The sequence below is a fragment of the Haladaptatus sp. HS23 genome (assembly GCF_056892285.1).
The window spans coordinates 346,072-362,921 of the sequence record NZ_JBXGLH010000003.1 but is presented as its reverse complement, the minus strand read 5'-3'; the positions used below and the strand labels follow the sequence as shown (position 1 = coordinate 362,921).

The 16,850-nt window shown below is 52.7% G+C and carries 12 protein-coding genes and 1 pseudogene; 3 read left to right on the top strand and 10 right to left on the bottom strand.

The genetic code is table 11. The features are described 5' to 3' along the window. Nucleotides 1-66 precede the first annotated feature (66 nt). From AC1XDK_RS12200 to AC1XDK_RS12190, 3 genes are read right to left on the bottom strand one after another with little or no spacing between them, the layout of a single operon-like run. On the bottom strand, nucleotides 67-531 hold the full coding sequence (locus AC1XDK_RS12200; RefSeq protein WP_483350168.1) for a sodium:solute symporter family transporter: 465 nt from the start codon (nucleotides 529-531) through the stop codon (nucleotides 67-69). A gap of 11 nt (nucleotides 532-542) precedes the next feature. Next, entirely contained in the window at nucleotides 543-1,751 is a 1,209-nt protein-coding gene (locus tag AC1XDK_RS12195; RefSeq protein WP_483350167.1) for an RNA-guided endonuclease InsQ/TnpB family protein, read from the bottom strand. Nucleotides 1,752-1,785: 34 nt separating this feature from the next. Beyond that, nucleotides 1,786-2,889: a sodium:solute symporter family transporter gene (locus AC1XDK_RS12190; RefSeq protein WP_483350166.1), complete on the bottom strand. Its 1,104-nt coding sequence runs from the start codon at nucleotides 2,887-2,889 to the stop codon at nucleotides 1,786-1,788. A gap of 100 nt (nucleotides 2,890-2,989) precedes the next feature. Between AC1XDK_RS12190 and AC1XDK_RS12185 the strand changes: the two genes are divergently transcribed. Beyond that, nucleotides 2,990-4,033, top strand: a complete 1,044-nt coding sequence (locus AC1XDK_RS12185) for an NrpR regulatory domain-containing protein (protein ID WP_483350165.1) — start codon at nucleotides 2,990-2,992, stop codon at nucleotides 4,031-4,033. Nucleotides 4,034-4,039: 6 nt separating this feature from the next. Here the strand turns inward: AC1XDK_RS12185 and AC1XDK_RS12180 are convergent, their stop codons facing one another. The 3 genes and pseudogenes from AC1XDK_RS12180 to AC1XDK_RS12170 form a co-directional block, all read right to left on the bottom strand. Then, nucleotides 4,040-5,038, bottom strand: a complete 999-nt coding sequence (locus AC1XDK_RS12180; protein WP_483350164.1) for an agmatinase family protein — start codon at nucleotides 5,036-5,038, stop codon at nucleotides 4,040-4,042. 630 nt (nucleotides 5,039-5,668) lie between these two features. Continuing rightward, nucleotides 5,669-6,495 (bottom strand): annotated as a pseudogene (locus tag AC1XDK_RS12175) (zinc-binding dehydrogenase); the annotation flags it as partial. 13 nt (nucleotides 6,496-6,508) lie between these two features. After that, the gene (locus tag AC1XDK_RS12170; protein ID WP_483350163.1) at nucleotides 6,509-7,747 is read right to left on the bottom strand and encodes an RNA-guided endonuclease InsQ/TnpB family protein; all 1,239 of its coding nucleotides are present in this window, start codon (nucleotides 7,745-7,747) and stop codon (nucleotides 6,509-6,511) included. A gap of 414 nt (nucleotides 7,748-8,161) precedes the next feature. On the opposite strand from AC1XDK_RS12170, the gene AC1XDK_RS12165 reads away from it, so the two are divergent. After that, nucleotides 8,162-8,368 carry a hypothetical protein gene (locus AC1XDK_RS12165; RefSeq protein ID WP_483350162.1) on the top strand — a complete coding sequence of 69 codons (207 nt, stop codon included), beginning with the start codon at nucleotides 8,162-8,164 and terminating at the stop codon, nucleotides 8,366-8,368. Between the two features lie 35 nt (nucleotides 8,369-8,403). Here AC1XDK_RS12165 and AC1XDK_RS12160 read toward each other — a convergent pair whose 3' ends face one another. From AC1XDK_RS12160 to AC1XDK_RS12150, 3 genes are all read right to left on the bottom strand, one after another. After that, on the bottom strand, nucleotides 8,404-9,219 hold the full coding sequence (locus tag AC1XDK_RS12160; RefSeq protein ID WP_483350161.1) for an aldo/keto reductase: 816 nt from the start codon (nucleotides 9,217-9,219) through the stop codon (nucleotides 8,404-8,406). Between the two features lie 587 nt (nucleotides 9,220-9,806). Next, nucleotides 9,807-10,991, bottom strand: a complete 1,185-nt coding sequence (locus AC1XDK_RS12155; protein WP_483350160.1) for an acyltransferase — start codon at nucleotides 10,989-10,991, stop codon at nucleotides 9,807-9,809. Nucleotides 10,992-11,122: 131 nt separating this feature from the next. Further along, nucleotides 11,123-12,670 carry an oligosaccharide flippase family protein gene (locus tag AC1XDK_RS12150; RefSeq protein WP_483350159.1) on the bottom strand — a complete coding sequence of 516 codons (1,548 nt, stop codon included), beginning with the start codon at nucleotides 12,668-12,670 and terminating at the stop codon, nucleotides 11,123-11,125. 370 nt (nucleotides 12,671-13,040) lie between these two features. Here AC1XDK_RS12150 and AC1XDK_RS12145 point away from each other — a divergent pair, with 370 nt between their 5' ends. Continuing rightward, entirely contained in the window at nucleotides 13,041-14,516 is a 1,476-nt protein-coding gene (locus tag AC1XDK_RS12145; RefSeq protein WP_483350158.1) for a hypothetical protein, read from the top strand. Nucleotides 14,517-14,529: 13 nt separating this feature from the next. On the opposite strand, the gene AC1XDK_RS12140 is transcribed toward AC1XDK_RS12145, so the two are convergent. After that, the gene (locus AC1XDK_RS12140) at nucleotides 14,530-16,650 is read right to left on the bottom strand and encodes a peptidase associated/transthyretin-like domain-containing protein (RefSeq protein ID WP_483350157.1); all 2,121 of its coding nucleotides are present in this window, start codon (nucleotides 16,648-16,650) and stop codon (nucleotides 14,530-14,532) included. Nucleotides 16,651-16,850 lie beyond the last annotated feature (200 nt).

Genomic DNA, 16,850 nt, shown 5'->3' with positions numbered 1-16,850 from the left:
ACGGAGTTTACTTGCAACCATCGTTACAAAAACGGCTTATAAAAATCGAACCCCTATTTTGAACTGTCAGTCCATCGACGCCGGAGAATCGAGCGTTCGAACCCACTGCTCGAGTTTCTCGCGTGTCGGTGGTCCCGAAAAGAGACTGACCGGGACGAACACGAGGAGACTGCTAAGAAGCCCGTAGATAATGGGTAGATTCGACGAGAACCCCTCGAAAAACAACGTTGCAACGACGACCACTGCACTGATACAAATCGAGGAGAGAGCTCCTTGCCACGTCGCTCGCTTCCAGAAGAACGCCCCGAATATCGGAACAAAAATACAGCCAGTGAGCAAGTCGTACGCGAGGGTTAGAGCGAGTACGACACTCCCGATTTCGATCGCTGCGTAGGTCATGATTCCGCCGAGGACGATAATGAGCCCTCGAGAGACGCTGGAATACTTCGCGTCGGATGCATCGGGGTTGATAAACTGTTTGTAAATGTCGCTCGTAAACTGCCTCGGGATCAAGCCCCGAGGCTTTCGCATGGACTCCCGTTCTATGCCGTAGTGGCAGGGGGGACGTACTCCCCACTCACGTTCAACATCCCGCGATTCAAGCGCACGTCTACAGGTGCGCCTCCGGCGGCTGCGTTTTGCCGCCGCCGGAGATACCGAAAGCCGATATTCTTCGCCGCGTTGTAATCCGCGTGATTCTGATACCCGCACTTCAAGCACTCGAAGTGCTCGCCGTCGCGGTTGTCCTCGTGCGTACACCCACACGTCGAACAGCGTTGGGACGTGTGGTTTGGCGGGACTTGTACGGCGTCGACGCCGTGTTCTGCCGCTTTGTATTCGACGTATTGGAACAACCGGCGGAACGCCCAGACGTGTTGCCACGTCGCCTGCGGGATGTTCTCGCGGATATGCGTTAGGTCCTCGAAGACGATGTGCGAACAGCCATATTCGACGGCTTCCTCAATGAGTTCGTTCGCTACGCCATGCAGGTATATCTCAAAACGCCCGTACTCCTTGTTGCCCACGCCTTCGATGGCTTCGTGTGCCGCTCTTGTTCCGGTTTGTTGGAGCGAGCCACGACGCTTCTCGTACTCCCGACGCCAGTGGTTGAACTCATCGGCAGACCAGAACGTTCCGGTTGACGAAACCGCAATGTTGTTGACGCCCAAATCGACACCGAGGACTGTTCTGTGCTCGGTTTGGGGTTCGGGGTCGTCGGCTTCGACCTTTCGCATCGAGGCATGAAGGTACCACTCGTTGTCCCGACGCTGTAAGTGCGCCATGCGGAACTCGTAGTCTTCGTCATCGAGATACGTCCGTGGATGGCACTCAGGGTCATCAGGAAGGATGTAATCGCACTCGATACGTCCGTTGACGGTCGAAAGCGACACGTAGTCGCGGTGGAACGTCGCGCTTCGTTTATCGTAAACCGCGCTATCGGCGGAGAAGTAGGGTTGTGACGTTCGTTCACCGCGCTTCAGCCTCGATACACCGCTCTTGACAGCTTCGACCGCCCGACGAATCCCCTTCTGAACGAGGTTCGCGGTAAGGTCGGTTTCGTCTCGGAGTTGGTCGTACAAGGCACGTTCTGCTTTGGCCTTCGAGATAATGTGGAACCCGTCGTCACCGTGCCAACACCATTCGCTCGTGGTGTTTGCACAGTGTTTGAATTGCTTGACTGTCTCACGGAGGGACGAATCGGCGCCCTGAGGTACGTCGAGCTTGATTACGGCGGTACGACGGTATTCCACGATATTTCACATATGGAGTCTTGGTTACTTATTGTTATGGGAATAAGCCTGCCGATGTGTGTGGTTTGCGTCGTGTATCGACGCGCTTCCTCCCCGAGGTCAAGCCTCGGGGCATCCGCGCTGTGTTTTCTGTGAAGAGGGTACTCGAAGCGAGCAGAGCGGAGTCCGCCGTCGACATCATCGCTGAAACGAATCCGGCAAGGATGATTCCCGAGAGCCCGACCGGGACGATGTCGAGAATGAGTCGCGGAAGGGCGAGTTCCGAATCACCAAGGGACGGTAAGACGACGAGGGCAATCATTCCGAGAAACGCCGTTGTGAGTCCGTAGACGATCGCGTACACACCCGCGGCAATGTTTCCTTTTCGAGCCGTCTCGGCACTGTTCGCGGTAAAGACACGCTGCCAGATGTCTTGTCCGATCATGATGCCGAGGACGTACAACAGGAAGTAACCGACAATCGTGTTCACCCCGATAGCAGTGACGTCGAAGTACGAAGGGTCGAGTTCCGTCATCAACCCCGAAACACCACCCACGGAGTTGAGACCGAGTGGGAGTGCGATGAAGAAGATACCGATAGTCATGATACACCACTGGACGAAATCAGTCATCGTCACGGTGAGCATGCCACCGAGTGCTGTATAGGCGATAATGATCGCTCCTGCGAGCAGAATCATCGTACTCTGCTCGAAACCGAAGAGGACGCTTAGCACTTTTCCAACCGCGATGGTCTGCGTGGTCGCGATAGTGAGCGCATAAATTCCGGCGATTATAGCACCGATCGTTCCCGAGTATTTGTCGAACCGACGTTCCAGTACTTCGCCGAGTGAGTACGCCTTGAGGTTGGCCAGATTCGTCGAGATGAGTAATCCGAGAGCAATCGTCCCGATACCGAGTGTGATGACCAACCAGGCCCCTGAAATCCCGCTTTCGTATCCAAGGCTACCACCGCCGACAGTGGCCGCACCACCGAGGATGACGGCAGACATGACCGGGACGTACATCCAAAGTGGGATATTACGGCCGGCGACGAGATAATCGTCTAACGTTTCCGATTTTTGGTACCCCCAGTAGCCGATACCGATCATACCCACCATGTACAAAATGAGCAGACCAGTGTCAATGGGTGACACAACCATGGCATGACTATGCCACCTCCAATACTAATATATTGTCCTTCCTGTCTGTTCGGAATAGTGTATCGCGTACGTTTATCGGTTAGGACTCCACTGTGAGAGTATGCCCGACCGTCTCGATAACCGAGAGTATGATTTATTGCGGCTCATCGAGGTGTATGAGCCGATCGGGAGTATCCGTCTCGTTGATCAACTCCAACATCGCGGCTATTCGATTAAGGGACGAACCGTTCGGCTTCTCCTTTCAGAACTGGATGCGGATGGGTTTACGGAAAAAATACCGGGACAAGGTCGGCGTTTAACCGAGAAAGGCCGGTCCGAGTTGCGTTATGGACACGTCAGCGGACGACTCGAACAAGTCCGAGAACGTATTGCTGTCCTGACCGGACAAGTTACGTATGATCCGTTCGAGGACACTGGTGAGCTGGTCACTTCTGCTATCGATCTCCCGAGTTCGATGGTCGAAGACGCTTTAGAAGAGCTGACCGCGGTCGACTCCTTACCGATAGAGCCCGTTATAGTCGCCATCGAAGAAAATCCAAACGAAAACCAGAGCGATGATACCGTTCGCCTATTCTTCCCGTCCAGTATTACCCTCGACGGAGTGTTGCTTTCACGGGGTATCAACAGCCAACTGCAGGTCGCTGGGATAGTCGAATATCATCCCGACCCAGCGCCCGAACAGTTCGCTCACGAAGGAACGATCGTGAGCGACCACGGTGGCGCAGTTCTCCGATACACGGATGCGATCAGTGGGGAAGGATCCACCGTCGACATCGCTGATCTACTTATCGAGGCGAGGAGATCGTCGATTCGTCCACTACTCGACGGAGAAGACTCTGGCTTGTTCATCGTGGACAACCGGGAGTTCCCATTGCTCCGATACGAAGAAGCGTTCGACCTCGCTGCTGCAACCAGAGCACAACTCGGTGGAGTCATCGACCTCCGAAAGCCACGGGAGAACGGACCGTTCCCGTGCGGACAACCGGGATGGGACTTCGCCTCGCTCACGTACGGAGCAATCGGTGAACTTGCGATTTCACTTCTCGTCGAAGAGGGATATAGTGGGTCGTGGACGACGCTCCACGGATTGAAAGAACGGTCGGCGTTTCGACCCGTTGCAACCGTGCTCGCCCAGCACGATTAGTAAAAACTACTCCGCAAATTGCCGTTCGAGCAGTGTTACGCCAAGGAACGCTGCGAGTGTCTGTGTCGATTCCGTCGGATCATACTGTGGCGAGACCTCCATCACGTCAGCAGCACTAACGGCATCGTGCGTCCCCAGCACTTCCATTACTCGCACCGCTTGGTGTGCACTCAATCCATCGGGTTCTGGAGTCCCAGTCCCCGGTGCAATACTCGGGTCTACGCCATCGATGTCGAACGTGACGTAAACGGCGTCTGTGTCAGCTGCCGCCGCCTCGACTGCGTCGACAACCACATCGGTGATGCCGCGGTCGTGGACGTCACGCATCGTAAAGAGGTTGAGCCCGGTCTCATCGGCGAATTCGAAGAAGTTCGGGCTCTCATAGCCACGAATTCCGACTTGACTAACATGAGAAAAGTCACTATACTGGGATTCAGCGATGAGTCGAGTACTTGACCCATGATAATGCTTTCCGAATGTCGTACTCTCGGTAGAAGTATCCGTATGTGCATCGATTTGAACCAATCCAACAGAGTCCGTGTTCGAGCCCTCAGCAAAGCCACAGAAGGCTGGATACGTACAGTAATGGTCCCCACCCAACGTCAGCGGGAAAGCGTGTTCAGCGATCGTTGCGACGTGCGACGTGATGCTCTCTGCGGTCTGTTCGTAATCCATCGGAAAAACCGGAACATCGCCGCAATCGGCGACCTGGAAATCGGAGTAATCGACCTGCGCACCCGTGTTCATGTTTGTCAGCCCGCCCTTATAATTCGATAAGTAAGCCCACCAAGCACTCGAACGGCGGATCGCTTCGGGTCCGTACCGTGCACCGGGTCGATTAGTGAGCGCTCCGTCATAGGGCACTCCAAGAACACCGACATCGATGTCATCGAGATCACCTACACCGCGTGCTTCGCCCTTCAGAAACGTGTTTCTGCCCGCATACGCCATTTCTACATCCGCACCGGGGTGCGTTGACTGAAACTCTGCTGCAGGATTTTTCATTGGTAACTTCCCTTGGGGTTGTCAATTGCTCGTGTGTGCACATTCAACACATGCATGGCAATGTATTGCCACCCTTCTATTATACGCATTTTGGTCAGCTATTTGATTCACTCGGCAGGAGCTTCACTAAGAACGGAAAGATATGGTCGAATGACCCCCCCTAAACGAGAGGGGTATTAAATAGGTTCCACGTAATGTACAATTAGAAGATGCGTAGCATGACAGGTCGGGGGGTGCTCTGAGGCCACCCAGAGAAACAGGACATTTTCCCCAACCAGCATCAAGAATTGAGTCCACTAGCGCTTAACAATTATCCACGTTACTTGATAGGCGAGAATGTCCATTCGGACGCCAAGAGGATTCGCCGACGAGGAGTGGAGAATCGTTCCCCGGCTATCTAACAGACTTAATGGAATGAGAACTAGTTTCTCACACTTACTGATTTCGTAATAATCCGAGTGTTAGTAAGTATAACAGGTTTACTCACTGCTTTTTCATATTGTAATACTGTCGGGCCATTAGACGAATATCTGATTGATACGCTCCGAATTCGATATCTCCGGGTCGGAGGTCAGTCTCTGCACAGTCCGCAAGTCCTCTGCGCGAAAAAACGGCCGAGTGGGAGAGACTTCAGGAAGTGATAACGAGCTTTCCGACGCTCTCACGGTTCTCCATCGACGCAAACGCCTCGTCCGTCTCCTCGAGTGGGTAGGTTTCGTCGACCTCTGGTGTGAGCGCACCATCGGCGACGATTCGACCAGCGTTTCCAAGTCGGACTGTGTCCCCATCGTACTCCCAATGACACGTTTGTGACCGAGGAACAGGTTGGGGATATCGATTTCGGACGTGCCACCGGCCGTTCGCCCACACACCGCCATCCGTCCACCGCGCCGCAACACGTCCAACCCGAGTTGCGTATACGCGCCACCGAGGTGGTTGAGTACTCCGTCGACCGGACCGATATCGGTGACCGCAGCCCGAATCTCGTCCGGTTCGGTACCCTCGATAGCGTACTCGAGACCGAGCGATTCGAGATGATTGAGTTTCGTTCGGGAAGAAGACGTCCCAATGCTGTGGGCACCAAGGATCGCTGCGAGTTGTACACCGGCCACACCGACGCCGCCGGTTGCACCTGGAATAAACACGAGGTCGGTCGGTCCGGCTTCCACTCGGCGAAGCATATGGTAGGCGGTCATGTAAGCCGTTGGGAGAGCCGCCGCCTCGACCATCCCCACGTCGTCGGGAAGCGAAACGAGGCGGTCAGCCTGGACCTGAGCGGTCTCGGCGAGGCCACCGTGGTAGAGGGAGAAATTCTCGCACAGATTTTCCGGCCCCTCGCGACAATAACGACACGTTCCGCACGTCTCGTTCGGGCAGAGTACCACGCGTTCGCCGGGTTCGACGGCAGTGACGTCCTCGCCAATCTCTTCGACAGTCCCGGCGAGGTCGAGGCCAGTGAACTACCCCGCCCTACGCGCTACGCGCGTTGCGGACGGGGCTTCCTGCTTCCAAGACGCGCTGTGCAGGAACAACAGCAGTTCCCGTAGGGAGCGCAGTCTCCACAGGCGTTGATTCGGAGCATCCCGCACCTATATCCGCATTCTTCAACCCTCGGACGAGGATGTTATACGCCGCGTTCCAGTCCCTATCCGCCGTGAATCCACAGGACGGGCATGAGTGTTCACGTACCCACAGCGGCTTGTCCGACGAGACACCGCACGCCGCACATTCTTTGGTCGTCCCTCGGGGATTCACCGGAATGTAGTGCGTTCCATCGCGTTCACACTTGTATTTGAGCATCCGCAGAAAAGTACCCCATGCGGCGGATGCTTGGTTGCGTGAATTTGAATCGAACTGCATCATCCCCTTCACGTTCAGGTCTTCAACGGCTACGAGGTCGTACTCCCGCGCGTAGTACGCCGAGAGCTTGTGCAAGAAATCATGGCGCTTCTGTTTCAGGTCGGCGTGACACCCTGCGACTCGTCGCCGTTGTTTCTCGTAGTTGTTCGAACCATGCTGTTTTCGAGAGAGTTTTCGTTGCTCGCGTTTCAAGCGATCACGTTCGTCCGATAGGTCGAGTGATTCGACGGCAGTTCCGTCGGTATCGTGAGCGTATTTGAGAATCCCGACATCGATACCGACAACGGTCTCGGGCGTCTCGGATTTCTTTGGGAATTCGCGGTCTTCTTCAACGCTGAAACTGGCGAACCACTCACCGGTTGGCTCTTTTTTTAGGTGGATCTGTTTGATAGTCTTTTCGTCGGGGATCTCTCGGTGCATCTGGATGGGCACATCGCCAATTTTCGAAAGGTGGAGCACAGTCTGACCGCTCTTCTTGTCGAGCTTGAAGCCAGACTGTGTGTAAGTGAATGATCGAAAATCACGTGGGCGTTTCCAGTTCAGTGAGCCGACTTTGAATCCCTCTTCTTTGAGCCGTCCGAGTGCTTTGATGTTGTCCACAATCCGCATGACGGCTGTCTGAAGGACCGTCGAATAGACATCGGTGAGTGCGGTCCACCACTTCTTGAGATCAGGAATCTCGTCACGGACTGATTGAACACGTTGCTTGAGAGTCCCACTCGACTCGGGGATTTGTTCAAAGCGATAAAGGCCATGGTTGTACAGTTGTCTACAGATATCGCGGTGTGAGTCCATGACTGAACGCTGTTTGTCGGTCGGACTGAGTGCATATCTGTAGGTGGTGCGCATTGACTATTCGCGCTCCTCGATCAGTTCGTCTATCTTCTCGCGTATAAACGATGAGAGGTTGAGGTGTTGCTCCTCAATCCACTCGTCTTGGTCTTCGCGGATGGTGATAGTCTTGCGCTTCACCGTATGCACATATTGCACGCTATGCACTATAAACATGCCGATTACGTGGACCTGCAATAGAACAGTATATGTAAGACGATGACGGCGCTGTATCCCCTCCCTACTCGCTCCCTTCGGTTGCTCCTTGAGGAAGGGGCCTTAGCGCTGGCAGTCAGGTAAAAGTGAGCACCCTCTCAAATCAACATCTCCGCTTGGCTCCCTCTCGTTCAGAGGTGTTCACTCTGCTTTCGACGGGAATAGGCTTGTATCTGCAAGCAATAGTCGTATGCATCTCGGTTGGCAATTGAACCTGTGCCTGATCTTGGTAATCCAATTGGTTTCGACCTCGCAACCGTTCTCACTGGCTCGGGACTCACCCTTCTGTTGTCTGCAGCGATTGCAAAGTATGGCGAACAGTTCCAGTACAGCACCGTCGAGTTATACGGAATGAGCGGTGCCGTCTTCATCGCCATCGGAGTGATCTTCGGCATCGTTCTCGTAGCGACTGGTAATCGCTAAGCTCCAATATTATAGACCTCAAATCGAGAGTGAGGTTATGAGTCGAGTTTTGAGAGAAGAGATGTATCGGGAGTCCCATCGATTTCGAACAGTACTTTCATCTCGCCATCGGAAAGCTCGAAGTCGAATACGTCGAAATTTCGTCGAATACGGTCCGGTTTCGACGACATCGAGATCGGCGAAACCATGGGTTGTTGAAGCAACCACCGAATGGCGATTTGTGCTGCCGTCTTATCGTACCTCCCCGCGATTTCACCGAGCGTTTCGTTATCGAGTACGTCACCGCCTCCAATGGGGCTATAAGCAGTGAGTACGATATTTTCGTCGATGCAAAACGAGAGGAGGTCGTCCTTCCGCTCGTCGATGTTATATTCGACTTGATTGGTAAGGATCGGTGCGTCCGAATAGTCCATAGCATCTCGAGTCTGGGCGATCGAGAAGTTCGAGACGCCGATATGTTTGACCGACCTCTCGGCAACGAGTTCGTTCATTGCTTCAAGCGTTTCCCGATGTGAAACGTCTTCATTCGGGAAGTGGATCAGGAGCAAATCGACATAGTCGGTTTCGAGTCGACCGAGACTATCATGCGTCGAGTCGATAACCGCGTCGTGCGTTCGATTGTCGCCGGACAATTTCGTCGTAATGAACACCTCCTCACGGTCGAGAGCAGCGTCGCGGACCGCATCTCCGACGGCAGACTCGCTGCCATACATTTGGGCGGTGTCGAGATGGCGATAGCCGGCCTCGAGTGCGGTGGAGATCACTTGCCGACGTTCGTCATCGGTGTTCATACGAGCAGTACCAAATTGGAGGGAAGGGACCGTCGTGCCGTTTTGTGTAGTAAAATACATGTGACCAGGACTATCTACGGCTAGTAGTTACAAAAAGAGTCTTGCGAATGTGACAGTTAGTCAATAGGCTTCGTGTCCCTGCCGCATCACCGCAGAATTGGGTCTACTTCCATCTCCACAGGGAATAACAAATAAGAACACGATCCACGAATCGCTGGAAAAATCCCGACCGGGAAATCAGTTCGCGAGCACAGCAGCGGGTCCATGCCCACGTCCGGGTCGGAATCGAAGACGATGCGATAGCAGCGTGATGTTCGGGTAGCCGATAGTGAACTGAGTTCGCAGTTCACAACCTTGTCGAGAGAGCGTGTGTGCCTCTGACATGGCTTCGACAGGCGTAATGGCCGAGTTTCCTCGAGCCAGCTAAACCAATGGACGGACCTAAAAAATAAATTCTGACCACATTCTCAAAATCGACTCGATAACAGCTACCAGTCTCCCTCGAAGCGACGACGAAAACGAGGTCGTCTCGCTGGAAACGGTAGTCCCCGAGGTGGGCACCGTGCGTTGTGACAGTCGAAAACTCTCGGCCATGACACCAGTTTCCCGTGCATCGACCGGCCCACTGACGCGGGGGATACTCAAAGTCAATCGTTTTCCGTCCTCTGTTGTAATGCGGTTTCGTCGAGAGACCTTCCGTGAACGGGTGATTCTTTTCTATTATGCACGGCAATCCGGATGCGTGACCAGATACGAGACAGCCACGGAGTGTGACTTCCGCCCAGTTCTATGACGTGCATCTTGGCCAAAAGGAGATAGAGCGAGAGCGAAAGGGCGTATATGAGTGGCACTATCGCCAGTTGCCAGAGAAGTGTCGACGTCAGGTCAATCCCAATCGCCGGACGCCAAACCCTGTTCATCGTCCGGAGGAGACGAATCAAGGGGACATGAAGCAGATATATCCCAAGGGCGTGTTGTCCCACTTTCGGGAGAACCGTATTCTTCCCCCACTGCGGGTTCGAGAGTACGTATGCGAAGAGGGCAAGAACGAAAAATGTCGTCGAAACCGTGTACTCGGTCAAGTATATCTCTTGGCGAAGAACGTTACCACGAATAACGTAGCCGATTGCATACTGTTCGAGAAGTTGGATGACTCCAAGGAAGCAAACTGCCCCGAGGTAGATGTGACGACGGTCCTCGTTTGGTGTCCAGTCCACCGAACTGATTTGATATCCGAGAGCGACGTAGAAGAATCCGAAGAAGAGGGCGTCCCGTGTTCGAAACGGTATGTCTACAATCATTTGATAATTCGTTCCGATGAGGCCAACGAGGTGAATGAGCACAGCGATGGGCAACAGATAGCGGGTTTTTCGGAACTTGACGAAACAACCGAGGAAGATGAGTGAGAATATCAGTGCTGTCAGGAACCACAATGGAACGGCAAGTGCGGTTCCATAGTACAGTAGATCGATTCCGGAGATGTCACCGATGCCGCGAGCGATGAGAGCGTTCGCTACTGGAACGCCCCGGAATAACGCGAGACCGACCACTGCTGTTATAGAGATTATTCGCCCGAACAGATAGATCGAGCCGAGTTTCTGGACGGAGTTACTCACGCTCGATTTGACGGTATCGATATTCACCGTCTCTGCGAAAAAGTATCCAGACGTCAGGAAAAAGAACGGAACGTCGAATTGGCCGATAGTGTCCAATACGAAGTAGACGTGATTTCCGTACGTTCCGAAGCCTCGAAACGGTTGGACGTGTGCAATGACGATAAAGAATATAGCGACGGCTCGCAGCGTATCAATGCTATGAATTCGATCACTCATCGTATCTCAAAGGTCTAATGGGGAATCCCTCGCGCCTAATTAAAACGTCTCTGATTGTGGCTGGAAGCCGAATGGGACTTGTTTACACAGGTTATAGGTGACTGGTCAGAGGCACACCGGTGTGTCACTGCCTACGTCGGGAGGTTTTCCGCGAAGAAGTCCTGGTCTTCTTGTTCGATGCCGAGGAGGTAAAGGACGCCTGCGAACGCGACGAGACCAATGACGCCGCCAACCGCGCCCTGAAGGAGCGCAACGATTTTTGGCGATCCGATTCCCACCATGTAACCCGCGAGGAAGGACTTTGTACCAAGCATTGCAAGCGCTGAGACACCACCACTCAACACCGGCTTGATGTACCGCTTAGAGTAGGGAATTAGCCGGACAGTATACCAGACCTGAACCACCCGAACAACATTGATGAACGTGATGACCGTCGCAGACGCAAGTGCGGCTCCGATCAGACCGAATTGCTGGATGAACAGATAGTTGAGAATGACGTTACAGATGCCAAGGACCCACTGATTGACCAGTGTGAGGTAATGATGGTCGGTCATCAACAATACGTAGCCCGAAGGACCAACGCTTGCATTGGCGAGTTGTGCGACAATGAACAGCAACAGGACGGCCTCCCCTTGCCGGGCGAATGAATCACTGAACAGGACCAAAAGCTCGTGTGCGTACACGGCAGCGCCGACCGCAGGGAACAGTCCCAGTGTGAAAGTCCAGCGGGTAATGCGGCGGTACAACGCCTCCAAATCACCCATCTTGTCATTGTTGTAGAGGCGAGAGGCGATTGGCGGGAAAAGTTGACTGAACCCGCTCAGTGGAAGGAGAAGAACCCCAGCAAGCACGGACGCGATTTTGTAGATGCCGACGGCATCCTTGGTCGTGATATACGCGCTCGCCAGGAATCCAACCATCAGCAAGTCGACTTTGCTCGCGAGGACCTGTCCAGCGTGATTGAGCGTAAGGGGTAACGAAAAGTCATAGAACTCAACGATATCGGAACGAGAGCCCCCGAGCTTGGGTTTCAGGTCAGTTTTCGAGATGACCAGATAGACGGCGATACAGAACACAAGAAGTGAAGCGACGACTGTGGCGGCGACTGTCCCAACGAGCGCGAATCCAAGAAGAATCGCGATGCTGATCCCGATAACACGAAAGAGTGGTGTCAGAATATTCCGTACGAAAACCTGATATTCGGGCATTTCCAGGCTTTTGAACAAACTTCCAAAACAGCTAATGAGCGTATCGACTGGTAGTAGCAGGGCAAACACACGCAGAACGTTGGTAAAGTACGGCTGATATGCAGGGTCGACATATCCATTGATGAATGGCGCGGCAAACCACAGAGCGGCCCCGAATATGATACCCGCGGTCAACGACGTAAGATACGAGAGCCCAAGCATCCGTCGACGTTTCAGCGGGTCATCGTCATACTTTGGGATGAACTTCATGATGGCCTGGTTCGTCCCAAGATTGGTGAACACCTGCGCGAAGGTCAGAGCGACTAATCCAAGAGTATAAACACTGAACAGAACGCCACCGAGCCCCTGCACGAGAACCCAGTTGAGAACGAATCGAAGGGCGTTATCGAGCCCTTTGCCAGCCATAAAAAAGGAAGCACCGCGGGAGACCGACTTAAGTGAAGATGACGACTCCGAAGATTGGTCTGCCATTGGTTCAGGATGTCTATTTCATCAGAGCCGATTATCTCTTCCGCTTTTGGGACTGTGTGCGTGCATCTGTGTGCCACACCATCTCCAGATGGTCGTTCGTCTCTCAGCTCACAATAGTTCATACATTGTCTGCCACTTAATTTCTCTCTCCAGCAATCGACCAGTGGATCGTGAATATCAAAGGTTTATAGATTTGAGAGGATCAAATTAATCTAGTGAGAGCACAAAATGTCCGAAATAGGATGTGAGTCAATAACACACAAGTTGCTTACCAAAACGGAGGGAAACCACCAAACAGCATGTGTATTTTCGCTACCATACTCCTGATAAGCCGTTAGCTTTAACCATTAGTTGTGAGATTAAAGACATCATGAGTATGGACAAGGGTGTGAGACATCAGAACCAGTTTTTGCTTTGCGACCCTCAGTTCCAGCCGACCCTCCCCACTAGTTTTTCACACGAAGCCATCTCGGATGACTTGGAGATTTACTACTCCGAGATTCTCCCCTTTCAGCACGTCTCGGATAATGAAGCCGAACTCGCGATTATCGGAGATGTGGTCGTTCCAAACGGGCCAACCATTCGGAAATGGTTAATGGAAACGGTGAGCAAGCAGTTGACGGAGATTTTCCGTCGTTCACAAGAACTCACCGGACGCTACGTGATTATTCACTCAACAGAGGATTCCACGACCATCATTCCAGATGCGATCGCGAACAAATCCCTCTACTATCACACCGACTCTTGCCTAATCACCTCCTCGCTAAAACTGCTGGCCGATTCTGTCGACATCGAACTGGCAGAGAATTCAGCGGTCACGTCGTTCATGAACACGTCGCAGTTCAAGGACAACGAAAGCGCGTTCGTCGGGAATAAAACGGTATTTGAAAACCTCCGCTGTGTCCTCCCCAACCACGTGCTCGACGCTACCGAGATGGAGGTTTCACGGCGCCCACTCTTTGTGCCGGATATCCAACGACCACCAGCCGAGTACATCGCAGACCATATTTCAGGAGCGATGAAGTCATTCAACGACAACTACCGCCTCCTCACCCCGATTACAGCGGGACGTGACACGAGAATGCTACTCGCTTGTTCTCGGGACATCATCCAGGACATTACCTGGTATACGTTCTCCGATTGGGGAAAGGGTGAACATCCCGACGTAAAGATACCAAAGCGGATAGCCACGGAACAGGATTTCGACTATTCGATTCATCACCCTCGGTCGCTCGATGATGACTTTCGAGCGGCGTTCGACGACTATCTCTGTTGGACTCGGTACCTACCTAAGACAAGACACATTCAGTTTTTCTACAATAATTTCGACGTAAACAAAGACCTCTATGTGAGCGGAAATGGGCCCGTTTACAAGATGAACTATGTGATGCCCGAAAACGGAGAAAATCTGGTGGATCACTTCTGTAACGAACTCCAATATCCCGATAGTGAGTTTGTCAGAAAGGAAATCAAAGAATGGTTACCTGGTGCAGTCGAGTACGCGAAGGAGTACAACTTGTCGCCCGCGAATCTCCTGTACTGGGAGCAGCGGATGGGCCGATGGGGAGCATTGGCACCACGGGAAACGGACTTTGCACTAAGAGGAGTGTCTCCTCTCGTGAACTATGATCTACTACTGACGGGGTTGCATGTCGAGCGATCGCGAGTCTCACCACCAGAGTATGACCTGATAAACAGTGTCATCGAGACGAAGTGGCCCGAATTACTGAAGTACACCTATAACCCCAGTGAAAACCCGTATAAAGCGAAAATCGGTCAGATCGCCCCACCGCAAGTGAAACAGGCATTGACCACGATCAACGCCAAACTGGACGATTTCTTCTAGGCGAAACAACGACTCATTTGGTTGCGCCATCACCGTCACTGTCGTTTCCGACCAGCGAACTTACAGCGTCAATGACGGCTGTCGCCGTTTCACGACCCACGCGATTCGTCGCGAATGCCGCCCGTTCGTACCGTTCGGTCACATCACCGATGGTAGATAGCGTCTCATCGCCGACATCAGCTTCCTGGCAAGCGTTATAGAACTCCCAGTGAGTCAATGCGGTCGTCGGAACAACGCTTGCAAAGCGGTTTCGAGTTGCTGCATACCCCATCTCGACAGCTCTTTCAAACTCTCCGTCGTCGCGTGCCGAGCGGGCACGATCAAGGAACGCCATCGCGGATGGTGACGGATCAGATGCCGTCTCCTCGGTAGTGGGAACACTATCAGGTTCCGGCGTACTCTCATCGTCAGTTACCGTCTCCTCGTCTTCATCGTCATTCGAGCGCAAGAAGAGATATCCACCGAGGGCGGCCAGGACTCCGATTCCGGCGATTCCCAACCCTAACCAACGACGTGGTATCGGCAGCAGTGAATCACTTTCAACGGATGAACCCAAAATCGTTGTCGAAGCGCGTGCTGATTCGACGTTCTTTCCTCGGCCATTGAAACGTGCGACAAACGTGGTATTGCCGTTCGAGGAAAGGAGTGCTGCTGGAATCGCTGCTGAGATTCGATAAGACCCGTTTTTGTTTGTCCGTGTGGTTGCTACCTGTGTTCCGTTAGTGAAGATCTGTACCCGTTGACCAGCAAGTGATTGCCCAGATTTGGTCTTGAGCTGTCCAGAGAAGTCGACGGTTTTTGGTTTCCCTTTCGATCCTGAAAGCGTGAGTGTAGTTTTTGATGTGTCGATAGTGACCGGCGCCGTTGCGTTTGCTGCAGTGAGGGAACGATTGTGGAACGGGAAGGATACGCGAATCTTACGGGTATTCGCAGGTACATTAGTGGGAAGAGAACGTGTAAATGAGAACGTACCATTCTGTGCGGTACGAGTCGTTCCAAGCTGAACGTTACCAGCATAGATGGCGACCGGAACATCGGCTGCGACGATTTCGTCTGCTTGAACGCGTCCCGACACCGACACTGTATCGTTGTATCCGACTCGTTGTGTGTGTGACGAGATCGAAATGTTTCCTTCGACCTGTGAGACTGTCGCTTGAACTGAATCGTTCGAGCCGAGATAGATAGTGTCGTTTCGCGGTCGGTACTCGACACGGAATGACTGGCTACCAAGCGCTGTTACTGCTGGTCGTCCAGTCAATGTGAACTCACCATCCTCGTCGGTCCGGTAATCAGTTCGTTTCGTACGATTCTCTCCCATCAGAAGGAAAATCGACTTGTTTTCAATTGCCTCCCCGTCTTCATTCGTCAACTGGCCAGTAACAGTAATCGGCTCAAGAAACGATACTTGATCTGACTCAAGCGAGACTGACAGATTAGTTTTAATGAACTCCGTTTCGCGTACTTCAGTTTGCTGGGTAGAGATGTTCTGTGTGACGTTCTGAATCCGTTGTTTTTCTTTGTCTGTACTGACGTTCGTGCGGTTCGAGAGCTGATTGTAATTTGACGTCAGATTGCCACTCTTTTGATTGATTTGTCGCGCCAGTCGGTTGAGCTTTCGAGCGAGATTTCGAGCTTTTCCATCGTTTCCGTTCTGTTTTGCTCGTTGATATCGATCATGAAGTGTCCGATAGCGCTGAACTTTCGAGACGTATGTTTGCTGGTTCTTTTGAGTGTTTTTGAGCGTTTCTGCAGTCTGGTCGTCCTTTGTTCCCTCTGTCTGTCCGGAGACCTCGACGTACTTACCTAGGAGATCGTTATAATCATCTCCTAATACCGAACGGGCCTTCTGATACTGCCCTTGTTCGATTTGGACCGAGCTCCCCCCGAGACGTGAGGATAACTGACCGGCAAGATATGCTTCAAGACCAGAGAGATCTTCCTCAGATTGGGCATCGTCGGGATCTTCATGATGAACCGAGGAATTGTTGCGAGCGAGTGGCACCGTTTCAACTTGATCCGGCGTCGACGTGAGCTGGGTACTGTCAGCTGCCGATATTGCGGCTACCTGTGCGGGCAGTACTGTCGCTATGAGGAGGAGAGCGAGAAGACCGAGCGAAGCGGTGAACCGAGACACACCTATCTTCTCACATTCCATCGTAAAAACTACTTCTTTCTTGATTCGACACTATCTATTTTAACTTCTCTTCGACAGGCATTCGGTTGTCGAATTCTGGATACTTTCACATACCTAAACTAGTTGTTATAGGAGGTCATTTAGAGAGGAAATGGGAACTGGCCTCACTCAATGTCCTGACTGTCGATGGACCGGTAAGA